This window comes from Pontibacillus halophilus JSM 076056 = DSM 19796 (assembly GCF_000425205.1).
Taxonomy (GTDB): Bacteria; Bacillota; Bacilli; order Bacillales; family BH030062; genus Pontibacillus_A; species Pontibacillus_A halophilus.
The window spans coordinates 236,136-254,523 of record NZ_AULI01000007.1 but is presented as its reverse complement, the minus strand read 5'-3'; the positions used below and the strand labels follow the sequence as shown (position 1 = coordinate 254,523).

The window sequence follows — 18,388 nt, the reverse complement described above, 5'->3', positions numbered from 1 at the left end:
ATCAAGCTGGGCTTTCGGAGTTTATTCAGGGGATAAAAACGTTGAAGAACTGGCAACCAGAGATTTTGAACAGCTTTGCGTTCAACTATAGCAATGGATTCGTAGAAGGGTTGAACAATCAAACGAAGGTTATTAAGCGAGATGCGTTCGGATTCCGAAGGTATGACCGTTTCCGATTGAAGATTCTTCTGCATCATCAATACAAACATACTAAAGACTTTCAAGTTGGTTAAGGGGCAGGAGCTTGCCTCCTACCCCAACAATTGACTTAGAACCTATTTTTGTTGCTGACGCTTACGTGCTTCTTTAAAGAAGGAGTAAAGTTTCTCGCGGGCAATCAGCTCTTCCTCTAATTCTTGCTTCGTCTCAGCATCAAGCTCAACATAGTCTTTTTCCATGTCTTCCCCGTTGTAATACTCATTCACATAAGCAACGACTTCTTCAGCTGTTCCTGTAAACACAATCATATTTTGAATGTCACGTGCATCAAATTGAGTATCGTGGTACGTAGGTACGCTGTCGACCAATTCTAAATGACGATGAACGGTAATGAAGCCCGTGCTTAAACATTGATTTCCGTTAGGGTCTAATCCAGTAACGTCTTTGACGTTTAGTTCCGTGCTCATCTTAATCCCCCTGCTTTATTGTTGATGTGTTAAGTGTAGTACAAGGAAGAAGGGAGCGCAATTTGTCTGTCTGGTTATACGTCTATGGAAGATTCGATGGAAATATCTTTCCTGGCCTGTTTAACAGACTTGACGATTCGTCGGGGCTGGTCAATATAGACAAGGTATTTCTTCTGAACTGTTTCAATAATAAGTCGTTCACTCAACCGACTTGGAATGCCGACATGGTCTGTCACTGAAGAATCTCCTGCATAGTGAGGGGAGATGTAGATGGAGTTAATCTTGGATAAAGGTACGGAACGTGTTGTGAACAAATAGGAAATCACAAGATGATCATCTTGCACACGGACACGTGTTTTAAACAGCGTGAGCACGAGAAAGATGGTTATGATAGTGAGTAGAAACCACATAGACTTGTCCCTCCTGTAGTAAGGCTCTAGTTGTCTATACGATTTTGAATGGTGCACGTTTCAAAGTTTTGTCCTTCTTTCCAGGAGGTATTAGCCATAACTAAGAGGTGATTATATGGAGAAGCATATTGTCTTTTACGATGCGAAGTGTCCCCTATGCCATTCCATTAAAACGGTATTGAAACGCTTGGATTGGTTCAACCGTATAGAGTGGGTCGCGATTCAAGAGGCGGAGCGCCGTCTCGACCTTTATCCTTACTTAATCGGCAAGGATGTGTACGATGAAATTCATATGCGTACAGCGAAAGGTGAAGTGAAGGTAGGTTATTATGCAATTCGCCGCATGCTTCTAGCTCTTCCTGTACCAGCTTTACTTGCTTTACTTCTATACATTCCTTATTTAGATAAAGTGGGCTCCCCTCTTTATAAATGGTTTTCTGCGCACCGATACGAGTGGTTCGGTCGCTACGAGACAGCTAAGCTTTAACGTAACGACAGCATGTGCTTTGGCAGATGCTGTCGTTTTTTCGTGGTAAGGAATCGGTGAAAGTAGGAGAGAAATTCGGTACAATAAACACAAACTGGGTATAGATTGGAGAACCTATGATGTTGAAGAAACTGCAGCTCTCACTCATATCTATAAGTTTATGTTTAATGAGCCTTGTCCTTACGGGGGGCCTGTTTTTAATTCCGTGGTTTGTTGGAGATTTGGAGTATTCGTATATTTCTTATGGAGTTGCTCTTATCGGGGCACTTGTATTTGTAAGCGTAATAATGGGATTTATCGGCTTATTTATGGATGATCGGTTAGAAGATAAATGGTTCGGATTTGTTTCTGTCGTATACAATGTCTTTATCGCTACACCTGGGTTAATCGGGGTATTCTTATTTGTGCAATAATCGACTTAGGGGGAGAATCCATGTTGGAAACTGAGCGGTTACGGTTAAGAAAGATGCAAATGAGCGATGTGTCTAAGTTGATGGAAATCTTCAGTGACCACGTAGCGATGAAGTACTATCCAAGTACAAAGACGGTTGATGAAGCTCGCAATTGGGTACGATGGACAATTGAACATGAACGAAAGTATGGAGTGAGTCTATGGATAGTAGAGCTGAAAGAAACAGGCGAATTCCTCGGACAATGTGGACTCATGTTTCAAGAAGTCGAGGGGAAGCGGGAGCTTGAAGTAGGCTATTTATTCGCACGGCGCGTATGGGGGAATGGTTATGCGACAGAAGCGGCAGAAGCGTGCAGGAATTATGCGATCAATCATCTGCTGGTTCCTCGTGTTATTTCCTTAATAGACGTCTACAATGAACCTTCTATCCGAGTAGCAGAGCGTATTGGAATGAAGCGATGTAAGAAGATATTGAAATGGAATAAGAAGGTGTGGATTTACCGTTACGAGCCTTAGACAAAAAAGAAGGCGCACAGTATTGTGCGCAAGATTACAGAATGAGAATCGCAACAACCACAAGGTAAGAAAGGTCACTCCATAAATGGACGACAAGATGATGAGGCTCGAATTCTGCTTCGGATTTGGTTTCTCGGTTAACTGTGCCTCCCCTTTGTCTCCTTCTTTCTCATACTTTGAAATCGTCTTGTTCACATCTCTACCTACAAACATCGTACCTACTAATGCGGCTACACTCATGAGGACAATTAAACTAATGAAAATTGGGTTCATGAGTTCCCCTCCCTTTAGGCTATACCATAAGTATAACTTAAATTGCTAGTTGGATAAAAAAGGAATGTTTTCTTGGTATCCCGTCTGGAGGTTGAAAGCATGCAGCTAATCGCTTTATCGAACATCGTCATCTTATTCACCGTTGTTCTACTGATCCTCGTTGTTGCATTCAAGATCTTCTTCAAGAAAGAGCGTCCTAGTAATTTCTATACCCCATTTGATTACATAACTGGCCAGACAGACCAAGAATTTCATGAGGAACAGGAAGAATGGGAGACAGAAGAAGATGAAGAGACTGGAGAAGGGAACGAACGCTAAAACCCTCCTCATAGAGAAGGGTTAATAGTAGAGCTTTGGTTTAGGTACGGTTGAGTTGTAGGGATGTTCACTGGTGTCTCCTTCAACGAGCGAATCACAATGGTCATCAAAGTCAAAGGGAAGTGGTTGCTCATAAGGAGGAGGCACAAGATCTGCGTTCCGATAAGCGCGATAAGGTGTGTCGATGGTTTCGTTCTCGTTGTCACGGTCTTGTTCAATGTTCTGGATTGCGATATGCCCAATCTGTCGTCCTAGCTTAAGCCCTTCGTCATTGTCGATAGGGAAGTGAACTCCTGCGTAAAGTCTTGATTTCGCACATTCTTCAGCCAAGCGTTTTAGCTTTCTTCTTTCACCAGGGAAAAAGTAGCTCAATACTGTCTCTGCGACGCCGGCAACGGCTGCATGACCGGACGGGTAGGACGGATGTCTAGGTGTGCATACGATTGTTACTAAATCCTGGTCAAGCTGGTTCGGACGCGCAACAAGCCATTTATACTTTAAGTACCATGTGGCAACGAACGCATCGTTCATACTTGCAAATAAACAAGAGAGAATTCTTGATGAACGAGGGGCTTCTACTCCATACGTATCAATGAGTTTATCAACGATTGGAATCCATTGCTTACTGGCTGGACCTGTTGCCCAGTAGCGAGCAATGTCTCGCTCTTTACTTGTTAACCGGGAGAGAGCACGATGGACTTTATTGAGTTGGTCGTCCCAATTGATTGTGTTTGGATGACGAACATGTAAGTGAATCGGTTTCCCTTCTAGATCGGTAAACTGGTCTTCTTCACGATCTAATCGAATAAAGTACGTTCTCCATGACCACGCTTTAGGAGTTTCGGCGTTCATTGGAGGGGTAGATTCACCGGCATAGGGCAATTCATTCCAACGTTCATAGTTGTTCATGAACTCACCTTCTTTCCTTGTTTCATTTAGCGTATTCAGGACAAGACAGGTGTGTATAGACGGGTGCGCTATTTTTTGAAATTTTCTTCGCAATACTTGTGCATACTAGTTAGCGAGGAGGGATAGAGATGGGTAAGAAGAAGAAGCGACAGAATCACAATGGAAGTCAAGCTGGTAAACCATTCAATGACGCAATGGCTGCAGCAGACAATGAGATGACGAAGGAAGAATTAGAGAAAGCCATTCATCCTACGAATACTGCGAAGCGATAATCTCCATAGGAAAGCCTGACTCGTGATTGAGTCAGGCTTTTAGTTAGTTGCATTGTATGAAATACCAGTGACGATGATTGGTCGTTTCAATGAAGTCGTCTTCCTTGCAGAATAATCCGTCTGGAGGAGCTGTTCCACTTCTCGAATAGACGTATCCTGAATAGTGATTCATGACTCCCTTCGATAAATAGAAGAGTACATAACCATTTCGTTCATGCACGACGTCCTCATCTGACAGGTTCATCCATTTGAATTGGTCAGGGAGTGCGAGCCACGTTCCGTTTACATTTTCGTCAGTAACAAGAAGTTCATCCTGATTTACTTGTTCCGCAATAGCTGTTCTTGCATCAAGCTTCCATTGGAAAGAAGCTTGTTTAAGTATAGGATAAAGCGGGTTAGTGACGAGTAGTATGAAGAACGTAATCAAGAGAACGAGTGGGAGTACCACCTTCCACGTTAACGTGTCTTTCCTAAACAGTTCTCGTATGGACAAACCTAAGAATAGGATGGCTAATAAAATCACACATAAAAAGAAGAAAAATAAAAAGGTCTCAAATACCCAGTTCGTTAAGAACGCATTGAGGAACCAAGTTGCCAGCAAAAAGAATAGAAGCAGACTTGACCCAGTAAGCAGCCAATTGTGCTTCAGGCGCTGTAACCACTGCATATTGTCCCTCCTCTCACAGTACACAATATAATGGTATTCTACCATATATTTGTGCGTGTAAGTGGGGGATTATGAACGGTTAGAAGCCTTCATTCGTAGGCGAGCCTTAGTTGTTTCCTTCGTAATTTCTGTATGACCAAATGCTTTCGCCAACCCAACTTTCGGCATATTTCCATACATCACCTCATAGTTGTCGCGAGGAACAACATACGTTTCATGAAAAATGCCGACATCTCCACTAGAACCAACAGATTTCATAAACGCTTTCCAAGCAGAAGCATGGGTAGGTTGTTTCGAGTAGGCTTCGAGCTGTTCAAATGAATCCCAATACTGAATCATATAAATAGTGCGCCAACCGAACATTGAATCTAGTGAGCGGAAGCCGAGTGAACGATTTCGATACAATTCACTAATCATCGGAGGCATCGATCGTAAGACAGGAAGCCATTTATGAATCTTAAAGAAACGATTCATTCGCATTCCAATGATAAACACGACGACCTCGTCTTTGCCTTCCGTTGTATACCTGCCTGCATAAACCTTCCCCATTCCAAACTCCCCCTTTAAGATTACGAACCTGATAACGTGTCGACAGTGGCATGACACCAGTCAATGGCCGCTCTTGTTTTACGGATGCCATAATCAAGTGTAATGAGCCAGTAACGTGAATCTGGGTGTACGGATTCGTGTGATTTAATCTCTTCCTGAATGAGTTCATAGGTGGCTAACTTTTCCTGTAGTGCTACGGCGTATTCGTTTACCTTGTGGATGGCTGATTCTGCAGGTTGATGACGGCTGAAGAATAGTTTCAGCATTAATTCATTGCGTTCATGAGGGATGGTGATTTCTGAGCTCTCAAGCCATTCTTGTAGCTGTTGTTGTCCAAGCTCTGTAATGTGATATTCTTTTTTATCAGGTTTCCCAGCTTGAACGGTGTATTCGACTGTTGCTAGTTCTTCCTCTACGAGTGTTTTTAAGGTAGGATAGATTTGACCGAAACTGATCTTCCAGAAATGGTTTAGACTGCGGTCAATCAGATTTTTAATTTCGTATCCAGTGCGACAGTCTGTTGTAATAAGACCGAGGATGGCGTACTTCGTTGAATTTGTTTTCATTTCCCTCACCTGTATCTTTTTGATATATGTACATCTTCACTATACATGCTGTAACCGCTTTATTCAACTGTATATTGAAGATAAATAGGATGGAATGTTTTAGAAATAAAAAGTGAAAAAGGGTATCTTTTTTAAGAAGCCGTGTTATACTTAATACAGTTATTGCAATTCGGTGCAACGAAGGATACTTAGAATAGCTTTAAGTGGCTTTCTCGTCTTGAGTGATCTCGTGAGCAATAATAAGTAACTAGTGGCGACGTCCACACAGGAGGAAAAGATTTATGTTACAAGGTAAAGTAAAATGGTTCAACGCTGAAAAAGGTTTCGGTTTCATCGAGGTTGAAGGTCAAGACGACGTATTCGTACACTTCTCCGCTATTCAAGGCGAAGGGTTCAAAACTCTAGAAGAAAACCAAGAAGTTACTTTCGAAATCGTTGAAGGTAACCGTGGTCCTCAAGCAGCTAACGTTCAAAAATAAGCCAAACAATAAGCTCCCTCAAGTAGGGAGCTTTTTTATTTGGATTAACTAAGAAATAGGGCGCCGTAGACGAGTGCGCCTACGATGACGAGTGCAGGCGGGACGCGTAGCTTCTCAAGCAAGACAAAGCTAACGACTGCGATGCCAACTGTCTGGTAAAGTCCTGCTCCTTCGTAGGACGTGGAGAAGAAGCTATATGCCATGACACCTAAGAGGACAGCGATGGTAGGCCGTATGTAAGCGGTCATTCGTTTCACCTTAGGTGAGTCTTTATATTTATAAAGAAGAGACATCAGCGCAATCATTAATATCAATGAAGGCGCAACAGTAGCGAAAACGGCTACAATTGAACCAAGTATGCCACCTTCCATATAGCCAATGTATCCAGCCATCTTCGTTGCAATTGGACCAGGAAGGGCGTTAGCCATCGCGAGCATTTCGCTAAATTCATTAACGGTTAACCACTCATATCGATCAACTACTTCCTTCTCAACGAGGGGAATGGAAGCAGGACCTCCCCCATACCCTAAAATCCCAGGAATAAAGAATGCCATAAAAATGTGCCAAAGCTTCACTGTGTCCCCGCTCCTTTCTTCGGATCGTCCCGTCTTAGTAGTGCTGCACCAAGTAAGAGGGCAATCACGATGCCAGGATGGATACCGAGCCATTCAATAATGAGCAAGGAAGCGAAAGATAATAAGGCTGTTACAAGTAAGCCCAGTGTACCTTTAGCCTTCTTTATAAATTGCCATGTTAATACGAGTAGGAGTACGCCAACAACAGGAACCACAGCAGCTGTCATCCCTTGGACCCATGGTTCGTCGGATAAGGACCCAAGTACGGATAGGAGGACGATTAACAATATAATCGTCGGAACGATAGTGGCTAGGACCGCGTTCATAAGTCCAACGGTTCCACCGACCCGTCTCCCAATATACCCGGCCATCTTCGTTGCAATGGGGCCAGGGAGTGTGTTAGCAAGAGCGAGGATATCTGAGAATTCATCGTCAGTTAGCCACTTGTACCGATCCACCACCTCCTTGTATAGAAGGGGGATGGCAGCAGGACCTCCACCATAGCCGAGCAAGCTTACTCGTATGAACGCCATAAACAGATTCCATTGTGTCATGTTCCATTCAATCCTTTACGAAACGTTTAGTATGAAGCAATACTACCATCTGTACGTGATTCTGTCCCGCCATACAGTGTTCCTGTCTCATTGTCTCTCCAGATAATTTGCCCCCGACCAAAGGCACTTCCGTCTACTTGAATGTGAACATCATGACCTATCCTCATAAGTTGCTGAGCGATGGAATTTGGGAAGTGAGGCTCGACCCAAACGGTACGATCTTTCATCCATTGCCATCTAGGGGCATCAAGTGCTGCTTGTGGGTTAAGGTGGAAGTCAAGTGTATTCATCACCACTTGTACGTGCCCTTGAGGCTGCATAAAGCCGCCCATCACTCCAAAGGGACCGACTCCATGCCCATCTTTCGTAAGGAAGCCAGGTATGATGGTGTGATAGGAGCGTTTCCCGCCTTGTAGCGCGTTCGGATGAGCTTTGTCTAATGAGAAATTGTGCCCTCGGTTTTGAAGAGCGATTCCAGTACCTGGCACGACCAGTCCAGAGCCAAATCCCATGTAGTTGCTTTGAATATAAGAAACCATGTTTCCTTCCTTATCTGCAGTCGCAAGGTAGACAGTTCCTCCTCTTGTCGGAACTCCAGCCTCAGGGAGTCTAGCCGTTCGATGAATGAGGGATCGTCGTTCTTTCGCATACGCTTCTGACAGAAGGTCCGACACCGACGTCTTCATATGAGCAAGGTCTGCAAGGTGTGCGTGACCATCTGCAAAGGCGAGCTTCATTGCTTCAATTTGTAGATGGTACGTTTCTGCAGCTTCCTTCTCATGAAAGTCATATCCCCGTAATAGATTTAGAGCCTGCAACGCTACGATTCCTTGTCCGTTTGGCGGGATTTCCCACACGTCATATCCTCTATAAGGAACAGAAATAGGCGTGACCCACTCTGGCTCATATGATTGTAAGTCTTCTAAAGACAAGAATCCCCCATACTCTCGAGAGAACTGAGCCATCTTCTCAGCAAGCTCTCCTTGGTAAAACGAATCCACATTCGTTTCAGCGAGAGAGCGAAGCGTGGCAGCGTGGTTAGGGGATGACCAGGTTTCTCCAATTTGAGGAGCTCTCCCCTTCGGTGCAAATGTTTCGAACCAGTGTGAGAATTCTTCACCCGTTAGCTTCTTCTGAAAAGTCGATACAGCAGCCTCCCAGAAACGACCGAGCGTTGGACTAATTGGATAGCCTTTCTCAGCATAGTGAATGGCAGGTTGAAGCAATTCATGAAAAGGAAGCTTGCCAAATCGATCGGATAGTGCCTTCCATGCGGCTGGGACACCTGGAACAGTAACAGGCATGAATCCGTGCGTTGGCATTTCATCATACCCTTTGTGTTTTAAAGCATCGATTGAAATGGATGCTGGTGCGGGTCCGCTTGCATTCAGACCATGTAGTTCATCCTTCATCCACACAAGGGCAAACGCATCCCCTCCAATTCCATTTGATGTAGGCTCAACGACTGTCAACGTTGCAGCTGTCGCAATAGCTGCATCTACCGCGTTGCCTCCCTTCTTGAGCAGGTCAAGCCCAGCTTGTGAAGCGAGAGGTTGGGACGTGGCGACCATGCCTTGGTTGGCAATGGCTGTCATACGTTGTGACTGATAGGGATAATTGAGGTAATCCATCTGCATAGGTTATTCTCCACTCCTAAATAAGGTTTGTTTACTTAATTCGGTGCTCGAAATAAAATGCCTGCTTGTCGGATAAACAAATATTTTGCTAAATGTTCGCGATTCGCCATAGAATAGAAACAGATTGGTGAACTTCATGAAAGAGGAGGAAGAACAATATGGCTAAAATTATGGTAATCTATCAACAACCTACTGATGTAGAAGGATTCGAAAAACATTATCAAGAGGTGCACATGCCCCTTGCTCAGCAAGTAAAAGGTGTTGTGAACGCGTCCGTCAATAAAGTCCAACAAGCGTTGGGTACAGAAATGAACCTATACCAAATCGTTGAAATAGAATTCAATTCCATGGAAGACTTACAGACAGCGATGCAGTCTGATGAGTGGAAGAAAGTCGAAGAAGACGGCCAGAACTTGGCTCAGTTCCTTAACGAAGGTCCAATCCTGACCATCACAAACTAATCAACGTTGAACAAGCCCCCGTAGGATACGGGGGCTTTTTTTGGTTCAATTCTTCTTCTGCAGTAGTAGGCTCTATGTACGGCTAAGCTACCTTTAAGATTGAAGATTAAATTCAATTATAGGAAGCAATACTTTCTTTATTTTTCCTTTACCTGATTCCCTCATTCTCTGTTACACTATATGAAAGCTTATGGGTCCTTCTTTGAGGAAGGCTGAATACACTACTATACATAACCGAAGGGGGAGGAGAACGAATGGGAATGAAACCATATTTATTAACTGAATCTGATTATGTTCATCAAGATGCATTGTCCTATCCGTTTGAAGAACGAGGCTTGCAATTTGGAGACGGGGTTTACGAAGTAATCCGTATTTATGGGGGGCGTTTCTATCAACTCCATGACCATATCGACCGGCTGTATCGTTCAGCTGAGGCAATCAAGTTAGAGGTGCCTTATGAGAAGGCAGAGTTACTTGAGAAGCTAGCAACGTTACTTGAGAAGAATAGCGTTACGACAGATGCTAAGCTCTACCTTCAAGTCACACGAGGTTCTGCTCCAAGAGATCATGCATTCCCGGTGGGCGTTGGAGCAAACTTGTACGCATACATCGCAGATTTGACTCGTAAAACGGAAGAAATGAAGCACGGAGTCTCCGTCATTACTCATGAGGATGAGCGTTGGCAGAATTGTTACATTAAGAGTCTTAACCTATTGCCAAACGTATTGGCAAAACAAACAGCCAAAGAACACGGGGCGTATGAAGCGATTCTTCATCGAGGAGAGCGCGTAACAGAGTGCAGCTCTTCAAATGTGTTTCTTGTTAAGGATGGAAGCGTATATACGCACCCTGAAACCAATCAAATCCTACATGGGTGTGTTCGGACGCGGGTGCGAACGTTCTGCCAAGAAGCGGGTATTCCATTTGTTGAACAATCGTTTACGGTCGAGGACCTTCAAGATGCGGACGAATTGTTCCTAACAAGTACAACTTCTGAAATCGTGCCGATTGTAAAGGTAGATGGCAGTGCCGTTCAGGACGGGAAGCCAGGTGACCTAACTCAGAAGCTACAACGCGCATACGAAGCTGATGCACAGATTGAGCATGTATCTGTCTTCCAAACCTAATAGAGAAGCGCGTACGGGTGTCATCCCGTACGCGCTCTTTATTATGACTGCTTTTCAATTTCTCCGCTCTTCTTATGAACCGTGTACGTATCAACGATTGTATTGTCCTCATCATACATACGATAAATGACCCTCTCTTCTGTAATCAATTCCTTTAAGGAGAGCCCGTTCTCGTTACGTACGGTCTCGAAACCACTTTCTTTGAGAGTCGTTGTCCACATGTACCCTTCTTCTGGAAGGATAGGATACAAGTAATACCCACCTACGTTGAAGTCATCTTGGCTGTATCCTTCCTGTTGAATCAAGTAGTGTTGTAGTTCTTCCTGTCCTTCTGCGTAGTTAGAATAGCTCGCTTGATCTACAACCTTCCAATCAGAGCCGTCCGCTTCATACGTGAACTTCCAGAATACAGGTTCTCCATAATGCATAAAGGAGAGGTAGAGTTCGTATGTAGAGGAATCAGAATGAACTGTTTCGTATTCTAGAATATCTTCGTAGTCAACAGTAGTAAAAGGCAGACCGTGGTAATAAGGTTCATAAATATTCGTTGTTTCTGCATGCTCATAAAACGGTGTCCATAGGTTCTCCATGGCCTTTTCTGCATACACTTCGTTTAATACAGAATCGTAGGCATCCTTTGGAACTTGCGCTAAAGAATCTGGCCCATCTACTTCTTCCTCATGCTGCGTCATGAACGTATGGATTGTGTGGTGAGCGTCAATCAAGTGTTGAATCTCTTTCTCAACCATAAATACCCCGGTTCTCTCCTCTGGTGTATCTTCAGCTGTTTCTGCTGCATTCATGGTTGTGTCGGGTTGTAGCGACTGACTGCATCCTGCCAAGGTAAAGGCAATTCCAAGTGCCAGGAATAAATGTGCTTTCTCCTTCACAATAACCCTCCTAAACGAATTCGTAATCTATGAGTATCCGTGCTCTCTATTGTTTTGCTCTTCTGCTATATAGACGTATGGACATTGTTGGAAGTTTCAACAATTCAGAAAAAAAGCGGAAAAAATTCGCACATCTCCCCTTGTCAATCGAATATAAATACAATAGAATGTATAATAATTCATAATCAATAATAGTTCAATCACATAAAGGGAGTGACGGTTTATGAGTCAGGGGAAAATTGTTCTTGCTTATTCCGGAGGGTTAGATACATCCGTTTCAGTTAAATGGATTGAAGAGAAATACGGATATGAAGTTGTGGCACTAGGGCTCGATATTGGAGAAGGGAAAGACTTAGAAACAGTTCGGCAGAAAGCTCTTCAGGTTGGGGCTGTGAATGCATATATGATTAACGCCAAGGAAGAGCTTGCAGAGGAATATTTGTTGCCTGCGTTGAAGGCGAATGCCTTATACGAAGGCAAATATCCTTTATCATCCGCACTATCAAGACCGCTTATTTCAAAGTTTCTCGTAGATGTGGCAGAGAAGGAAGGAGCGGTAGCAGTTGCCCACGGGTGTACCGGTAAGGGGAATGACCAGGTACGTTTTGAGCTTTCCATTCAAGCCTTAAATCCTGATTTAAACGTTGTCGCACCCGTTCGTGAGTGGGGGATGACACGAGATGAACAACTTGTCTATGCAGAAGAGAAAGGGATCCCGATTTCGGTGACCGCTGAAAATCCGTTCTCAATTGATGCGAATATATGGGGAAGAGCGTGTGAGGCTGGTGTCCTTGAGAATCCTTGGGTTGAACCACCAGAAGAGGCATTTGCATGGACAGCATCGTTACAGCATACACCAGATGAACCGGAATACGTAGAGATTGAATTTCTTGAAGGGCGTCCAGTCGCATTAAACGGCGTAGCCAAACCTTTGGTCGATCTAATCGAAGAATTAAATACGAAAGGTGGCAAGCATGGCGTCGGAAGAATCGATCATGTGGAGAATCGTCTTGTTGGTATTAAGTCACGGGAGGTATATGAGAACCCAGGCGCGCTCATCTTAATCGGAGCTCACAAGGAACTTGAATTCTTAACACACACTCGGGAAATGTCACAGTTCAAGACAATGGTGGACCAGCAGATGGCGAAGCTGATTTATGACGGACTGTGGTTCTCTCCGCTCAAGTCTTCTCTAATGGCATTTGTTGAAGATACTCAGAAAGTGGTAACTGGTACGATTAACGTGAAGCTTCACAAAGGTCATGCTACAGTTGTGGGCCGAAAGTCTCCTTATTCCTTGTACAACGAAGAACTAGCCACTTACTTGAAGGGGGATATGTTCGACCATAAGGCTGCAGAAGGATTTATTAAATTGTGGGGATTGCCAACGAAAGTACACGCTCAAGTTCATCAATCGAAGAACGCTGTTCATTCTTAGGAGGGGTTGTAGTGTCAAAGCTATGGGGAGGACGATTTACAAAGGAGACGGATGAACTCGTGGAAGAGTTCACCGCATCCATTTCATTCGACAAAGCTTTCGCAAAGGAGGATATTGAAGGTTCACTCGCTCACGTTACAATGCTTGGGGAGTGCGGTGTGCTCACTTCGGATGAGGTTCAGGAAATCACCAGCGGATTGCATCAAGTACTGCATCAGATTGAGTCAGGAACCTTTACGTATTCGATTCAAGATGAAGATATTCACATGAATATAGAGCGAGCCTTAATCGACGCAATTGGTCCGGTAGGGGGCAAGCTTCATACTGGTCGAAGTCGTAACGACCAAATTTCTACTGATATGCACGTATACGTCAGTAGAAAGACGAAGGGGGTTATTGACTTAATCGACCAAGTGCAGCAGGCCATCCTCAAGCAGGCGGATGAGCATGTTGGAACGATGCTTCCTGGTTACACACACCTTCAGCGAGCGCAGCCGATCTCGTTCGCTCATCACTTAATGGCGTACTTCTGGATGCTCAATCGTGATAAAGAGCGCTTCCAGGATAGTTTGAAGCGGACGGAAATCTCCCCACTTGGCGCTGGAGCTTTAGCCGGAACGACATTTCCAATCGATCGACATCGAACGGCTGAATTACTAGGTCTCCATGCCGTTTATCCGAACAGTTTGGATGCTGTAAGTGACCGTGATTTCATAGTAGAATTTATGAGTCATGCAGCTACTCTCATGATGCACGTATCCCGTCTGTCAGAAGAACTCGTTCTTTGGAGTAGTCAAGAATTCCAATTTATAGAACTCGATGATTCCTTCTGTACAGGGTCAAGCATTATGCCACAGAAGAAAAATCCAGACGTCCCTGAGTTATTGCGCGCTAAGACCGGGCGAGTGAATGGAAATTTACTTGGTTTACTAACCGTGTTAAAGGGACTTCCGTTAGCGTATAACAAAGACATGCAGGAAGATAAAGAGGGGCTCCTTGATACGGTGAAGACGGTTGAAGGGACGTTGCTCATTCTAGCTCCCATGATTGAAACAATGGAAGTAAATGTTGACCAGATGGAGCAGTCGGTACAGAATGATTATTCCAATGCGACCGATTTAGCGGATTACTTAGTAAATAAGGGAGCTACGTTTAGAGAAGCACACGAAATTATTGGCAAAGTGGTTCTCTATGGCTTAGAACAAGGCCGTTCCCTTCTTCAATTTACCTTAGAGGAATTTCAGCAGTTTAGTCCACATATTGAGGAAGAAGTCTATGACCTTCTTGACCCGAAAGCCGTTATGAACGCTCGCAACAGCTATGGGGGAACGTCTGAGATTCAGGTGAAAGAACAAATTCAACTCGCAAAGTCACATGTGAAAGCGTAGGGAATTCCCTACGCTTTCTCTCATGGTAACGAATCAGGTTTAATGTGTAAATTCTTCCTGAAGAAGCCCTAGTATGAGCGTATCGTGATACTCCCCGTTTACATACTCATTCCGACGAAGTCTTCCCTCCAACCGAAAGCCACAGGCCTTATAGAGAGCAACCGCACGTTCATTTCCACTCCACGTATCGAGTTGAATACGGTTTACGTTCAAATCGTAGAACAAATGGCGACAGAGCAAATGAATTGTTTCTTTCCCATAGCCTCGCCCCCAATATTCCTTTTCCCCTATAACAATTCCCACGGTGGCACATCGTGTAATCGGATTAAACTCCCGGTAGTCGCACTTTCCAATTTGTTCGCTGGTCGCGGTTGCATAGATGGAGAATACGATCCCATCTTTCAACAAGTTATGGGAGGTTAAATTCTTTGTATAATGTGCCTTTAGTGATTCATGAGGGTTGTTCAATTGATAGGGAAGGTTGCTACCTGATGCAAGTCTCGTGAGTTCTTCATCGTTGTTCCATTTGTTCACTCGTTCAAGATCTTCTTCCTTCACAGGACGGAGTTCGACTAAATTTCCTTTTAACATGTAATGCATCCTTTCTTGTAGTGAAATTTAAAGGGATTTGTAGATGTTTGGCGAAATTTGTCATAAAGCACCACTCCTGTTTTTATTTTTCTGACAATATCAGATAAAGTTAGTATAAAAGAAAAAATTTTTTGTGGGAAGACCCTATTGGTGAAGAGGGTTGATTCGATTCTTGAATTAAAATGGAAAAATATAGTCTTGAAGTTTCGGGAAATGTTCGGTACGATAGATAACAGATTCAAACACAATATATAGTTTATTTTGGATGTTAAAAGTATATATATAGTATGTAGCGGTAAGTAGGTACTGTGAATAACGGTTTAATAGGGAATCTGGTGAAAGACCAGAACTGTCCCCGCAACTGTAAATGTGGACGAACTGAGACGATCACTGTGCAAAGGCATGGGAAGACACTCATAGTAGAACGATGCATAAGTCAGGAGACCTGCCTACGACCGCAGTTTCAACTTCTTCGGGGAGTGAGAAGGGGAAACGATGTGAGATTACACGGGATACCTGTGTCTTTTCCTATCGTTTACAACCCGCTCTCCTGTAGGAAGCGGCTTTTTTAATTTAAATGACTCTTTTATGAAATGGTAAGTATTACGTTTAAGGTATGCAACTACTCACGTGATATGGGGGAAGGGAAAAAGTGCCTCAAAGATGTTCGTTTAAGTACGGCACGTCCTGTGCCAACAACGAACGACCCCGCATCCTGCAGGGCCCCGTGGAAGTACGTACTTTTGAGACCCCGGAGAGAGCGAAAGCGAAAGAGGAGGCTTTTTGATGGGTGTTCTGTTAAACCCGTCCCATCCTGGGACAACACCGAACTGCCCCACATCGTGTGGGGCAACAGGAAAGCGAATCTTTTCCTCTGACCCCTAAACTCTTCCTTGAGTGCGTACCTTTAGCTATCAGAAGTACTGGTAAATCTATTGAGTTATATTAGTTAAATTGAATTGTAAAGGGAGGAATTGGCATGAGCATGATCATGACGAATGAAAGGTATTCCACGAATGATGACCTATTAACGTATGTGAAAGGACTAAAGCATGAGTTTCCACATCTTGACCTGAACGCCTATCAAGACCAGATGGAAAGCATCTTCTCTAAAAAAGGAGAAACAGAACGGAGCCAGCTCTATCACGAAATGGTGTTAAAAGCCTTGGACGAAATGGACGAGACAGCACCAGATTGGACGTATGTGGCGGAAAGGGTTTACTTAAAGTCTCTCTATGAGCAAGTAAGAGAGCGGAGAGGAGCATTAGAAGGAACGACGTACCCAGACTTTTACGAGCTTCTTGTTACCCTTCGCGAGAAAGGTGTTTACAGCTCCTTGTTGCTTAACCACTACGACGAAGAAGAGATTCGTTCGCTATCAGAAGTGATTGAGCCCGCTCGCGATTTGAAATTTACATACATTGGGCTTCGAACGTTAGCAGACCGTTATTTAGCTCGTGACCATGAACGGTTGCTCTATGAACTGCCTCAAGAACGATTCCTCGTTATTGCGATGACGTTAATGGCTCAAGAACCGAAGGAGAAACGAGCGTTCTACGTGAAAGAAGCGTATTGGGCAATTAGCCAATTGTATATGACAGTCGCCACCCCTACGCTCGCCAACGCCGGCAAGGATTATGGGCAACTGTCGAGCTGCTTTATTGATACTGTGGATGATAGCCTGCAAGGAATCTTCGACAGCAACACAGATATTGCAAACTTGTCTAAAGCAGGTGGGGGAATTGGGGCTTATCTTGGGAAGATTCGCTCACAAGGAAGTGACATTCGTGGCTACAAAGGCGTGAGCTCTGGTGTAATCCCGTGGATGAAGCAGCTGAACAATACGGCGGTAAGCGTCGATCAACTCGGACAACGCCAAGGTGCCATTGCCGTGTATTTGGACGTATGGCATCCAGACATCTTCCGTTTTCTTGATGCAAAGCTGAACAATGGGGATGAACGCCTTCGTACACACGATTTGTTCACGGGGGTATGTATACCAGACTTATTTATGGAAGCCGTTCAAGATCGTGACGACTGGCATCTATTTGACCCCCATGAGGTTCGGAGTGTGATGGGATTTAGTCTAGAGGATTACTATGATGAGAAAGATGGGGAAGGCAGTTTCCGAGAGAAGTATGCTCTGTGCGTGGCCAACGAAGCCTTATCCCGAAAGACTGTTCCTGCCATAGATATTATGAAGCGCATGATGATTAGTCAACTTGAAACTGGGACCCCTTACATGTTCTACAGAGATGAAGTGAATCGGAAGAACCCAAATAGCCACAAGGGCATGGTCTATTGCTCCAACCTGTGTACGGAAATTACGCAGAATCAGAGTGCTACGACGGTGAGCGAGCATTACACAGAAGAAGGCAAAATTATTACGGTGAAAGAGCCGGGTGACTTTGTTGTGTGTAATCTATCGAGCATTAATCTTGGTCGAGCTGTACCGGCCGGAGCACTAGAGCGTTTAATTCCGATTCAAATGCGTATGCTCGATAATGTGATTGATTTAAATACCATTACGGTGTTGCAAGCACAGTTAACCAACCATAAATACCGCGGAGTTGGCCTTGGTACATTCGGATGGCACCACTTACTTGCTAACGAAGGCATTCGGTGGGAGTCAGAAGAAGCGGTCGACTACTCAGACAAGCTGTACGAACGTATTGCGTATTTATCCATTGAGGCAAGTAAAGAACTAGCGAAAGAGAAGGGCAGCTATCCAGTATTTGAAGGATCCGAGTGGGAGACTGGTGCCTATTTCGACAAGCGTGGATATAAATCAACAGATGCATGTGACTGGGAAGACCTGAAAGAAGAGGTACAAGAGTATGGCGTCCGTAATGGCTACATGATGGCGGTAGCTCCAAACTCGTCCACATCGATTATTGCTGGAAGCACGGCAAGCATCGACCCAATCTTCCAGAAGTTCTACTCAGAGGAGAAGAAGAATTATAAAATTCCGGTTACTGCACCTGACTTGAATCGGGCGAACTACTGGTACTATAAATCCGCCTATGACATCGACCAGAAATGGAGCATTCGCCAAAATGCTGCAAGACAACGTCATATGGATCAGTCCGTGTCATTTAACCTCTATGTACGGAACAACATTAAAGCGAAAGACTTGCTTGAACTTCATATCGTTGCATGGAAAGAGAAGCTAAAAACGACCTACTACACGCGCTCTACATCAACTCAAGACCTTGAAGAGTGCGAAAGTTGCTCATCTTAAAG

23 protein-coding genes and 1 riboswitch are annotated in these 18,388 nt (G+C 44.2%); of the genes, 12 read left to right on the top strand and 11 right to left on the bottom strand.

The genetic code is table 11. From position 1 onward, the window contains the following. Positions 1–233 (top strand): transposase (locus H513_RS0108480; RefSeq protein WP_026800361.1); only part of this gene is annotated, 233 nt, incomplete at its 5' end. Between the two features lie 42 nt (positions 234–275). On the opposite strand, the gene H513_RS0108475 is transcribed toward H513_RS0108480, so the two are convergent. Then, entirely contained in the window at positions 276–626 is a 351-nt protein-coding gene (locus tag H513_RS0108475) for a hypothetical protein (RefSeq protein WP_026800360.1), read from the bottom strand. 74 nt (positions 627–700) lie between these two features. Next, positions 701–1,036, bottom strand: coding sequence for a SunI/YnzG family protein (locus H513_RS0108470; RefSeq protein WP_026800359.1), 336 nt, complete (start codon positions 1,034–1,036; stop codon positions 701–703). Between the two features lie 115 nt (positions 1,037–1,151). On the opposite strand from H513_RS0108470, the gene H513_RS0108465 reads away from it, so the two are divergent. From H513_RS0108465 to H513_RS0108455, 4 genes are all read left to right on the top strand, one after another. Next, a complete protein-coding gene (locus H513_RS0108465) occupies positions 1,152–1,523 on the top strand; it encodes a thiol-disulfide oxidoreductase DCC family protein (RefSeq protein ID WP_026800358.1) in 372 nt (123 codons plus the stop codon). Between the two features lie 119 nt (positions 1,524–1,642). Further along, a complete protein-coding gene (locus tag H513_RS19850) occupies positions 1,643–1,936 on the top strand; it encodes a hypothetical protein (RefSeq protein WP_036769481.1) in 294 nt (97 codons plus the stop codon). Positions 1,937–1,956: 20 nt separating this feature from the next. Then, complete coding sequence (locus H513_RS0108460; protein ID WP_036769484.1) at positions 1,957–2,451, top strand: GNAT family N-acetyltransferase; 495 nt, start codon at positions 1,957–1,959, stop codon at positions 2,449–2,451. A 372-nt stretch (positions 2,452–2,823) separates the two neighbouring features. Beyond that, entirely contained in the window at positions 2,824–3,042 is a 219-nt protein-coding gene (locus H513_RS0108455) for a DUF3951 domain-containing protein (protein ID WP_026800356.1), read from the top strand. 21 nt (positions 3,043–3,063) lie between these two features. Here the strand turns inward: H513_RS0108455 and H513_RS0108450 are convergent, their stop codons facing one another. Then, a complete protein-coding gene (locus H513_RS0108450) occupies positions 3,064–3,951 on the bottom strand; it encodes a vanadium-dependent haloperoxidase (protein ID WP_026800355.1) in 888 nt (295 codons plus the stop codon). Positions 3,952–4,079: 128 nt separating this feature from the next. On the opposite strand from H513_RS0108450, the gene H513_RS21895 reads away from it, so the two are divergent. Beyond that, complete coding sequence (locus tag H513_RS21895; protein WP_169449935.1) at positions 4,080–4,223, top strand: hypothetical protein; 144 nt, start codon at positions 4,080–4,082, stop codon at positions 4,221–4,223. Positions 4,224–4,266: 43 nt separating this feature from the next. Here H513_RS21895 and H513_RS0108440 read toward each other — a convergent pair whose 3' ends face one another. The 3 genes from H513_RS0108440 to H513_RS0108430 form a co-directional block, all read right to left on the bottom strand. Then, positions 4,267–4,890 (bottom strand): hypothetical protein, encoded by a 624-nt coding sequence (locus H513_RS0108440; protein ID WP_026800354.1) that lies wholly within the window; start codon positions 4,888–4,890, stop codon positions 4,267–4,269. A gap of 69 nt (positions 4,891–4,959) precedes the next feature. Next, positions 4,960–5,439: a DUF4188 domain-containing protein gene (locus tag H513_RS0108435; RefSeq protein ID WP_026800353.1), complete on the bottom strand. Its 480-nt coding sequence runs from the start codon at positions 5,437–5,439 to the stop codon at positions 4,960–4,962. 20 nt (positions 5,440–5,459) lie between these two features. Continuing rightward, positions 5,460–6,005 carry a PadR family transcriptional regulator gene (locus H513_RS0108430; protein ID WP_026800352.1) on the bottom strand — a complete coding sequence of 182 codons (546 nt, stop codon included), beginning with the start codon at positions 6,003–6,005 and terminating at the stop codon, positions 5,460–5,462. A 281-nt stretch (positions 6,006–6,286) separates the two neighbouring features. Here H513_RS0108430 and cspD point away from each other — a divergent pair, with 281 nt between their 5' ends. Next, the gene (gene cspD / locus H513_RS0108425; RefSeq protein ID WP_026800351.1) at positions 6,287–6,484 is read left to right on the top strand and encodes a cold-shock protein CspD; all 198 of its coding nucleotides are present in this window, start codon (positions 6,287–6,289) and stop codon (positions 6,482–6,484) included. A gap of 44 nt (positions 6,485–6,528) precedes the next feature. Here cspD and H513_RS0108420 read toward each other — a convergent pair whose 3' ends face one another. The 3 genes from H513_RS0108420 to H513_RS0108410 are packed head-to-tail and all read right to left on the bottom strand — an operon-like array spanning position 6,529 to position 9,244. Further along, a complete protein-coding gene (locus H513_RS0108420) occupies positions 6,529–7,038 on the bottom strand; it encodes a chromate transporter (protein WP_036769550.1) in 510 nt (169 codons plus the stop codon). A gap of 17 nt (positions 7,039–7,055) precedes the next feature. Continuing rightward, on the bottom strand, positions 7,056–7,613 hold the full coding sequence (locus H513_RS0108415; protein ID WP_026800349.1) for a chromate transporter: 558 nt from the start codon (positions 7,611–7,613) through the stop codon (positions 7,056–7,058). A gap of 26 nt (positions 7,614–7,639) precedes the next feature. Further along, positions 7,640–9,244 carry a gamma-glutamyltransferase family protein gene (locus H513_RS0108410; RefSeq protein WP_026800348.1) on the bottom strand — a complete coding sequence of 535 codons (1,605 nt, stop codon included), beginning with the start codon at positions 9,242–9,244 and terminating at the stop codon, positions 7,640–7,642. Positions 9,245–9,408: 164 nt separating this feature from the next. Between H513_RS0108410 and H513_RS0108405 the strand changes: the two genes are divergently transcribed. Further along, positions 9,409–9,711, top strand: coding sequence for an EthD family reductase (locus tag H513_RS0108405; protein WP_026800347.1), 303 nt, complete (start codon positions 9,409–9,411; stop codon positions 9,709–9,711). Between the two features lie 254 nt (positions 9,712–9,965). Beyond that, positions 9,966–10,838, top strand: coding sequence for a D-amino-acid transaminase (gene dat, locus H513_RS0108400; protein WP_026800346.1), 873 nt, complete (start codon positions 9,966–9,968; stop codon positions 10,836–10,838). A 41-nt stretch (positions 10,839–10,879) separates the two neighbouring features. Here dat and H513_RS0108395 read toward each other — a convergent pair whose 3' ends face one another. Beyond that, a complete protein-coding gene (locus H513_RS0108395) occupies positions 10,880–11,728 on the bottom strand; it encodes a hypothetical protein (protein ID WP_026800345.1) in 849 nt (282 codons plus the stop codon). A 223-nt stretch (positions 11,729–11,951) separates the two neighbouring features. On the opposite strand from H513_RS0108395, the gene H513_RS0108390 reads away from it, so the two are divergent. Both H513_RS0108390 and argH read left to right on the top strand, forming a co-directional pair. Further along, complete coding sequence (locus H513_RS0108390; protein WP_026800344.1) at positions 11,952–13,166, top strand: argininosuccinate synthase; 1,215 nt, start codon at positions 11,952–11,954, stop codon at positions 13,164–13,166. 11 nt (positions 13,167–13,177) lie between these two features. Then, entirely contained in the window at positions 13,178–14,554 is a 1,377-nt protein-coding gene (gene argH / locus H513_RS0108385; protein ID WP_026800343.1) for an argininosuccinate lyase, read from the top strand. 39 nt (positions 14,555–14,593) lie between these two features. Here argH and H513_RS0108380 read toward each other — a convergent pair whose 3' ends face one another. Further along, positions 14,594–15,145 (bottom strand): GNAT family N-acetyltransferase, encoded by a 552-nt coding sequence (locus H513_RS0108380; protein ID WP_026800342.1) that lies wholly within the window; start codon positions 15,143–15,145, stop codon positions 14,594–14,596. A gap of 284 nt (positions 15,146–15,429) precedes the next feature. Next, a riboswitch (cobalamin riboswitch) is annotated at positions 15,430–15,612 on the top strand. Positions 15,613–16,130: 518 nt separating this feature from the next. On the opposite strand from H513_RS0108380, the gene H513_RS0108375 reads away from it, so the two are divergent. Continuing rightward, entirely contained in the window at positions 16,131–18,386 is a 2,256-nt protein-coding gene (locus H513_RS0108375; protein WP_407946602.1) for a ribonucleoside-diphosphate reductase subunit alpha, read from the top strand. Positions 18,387–18,388 lie beyond the last annotated feature (2 nt).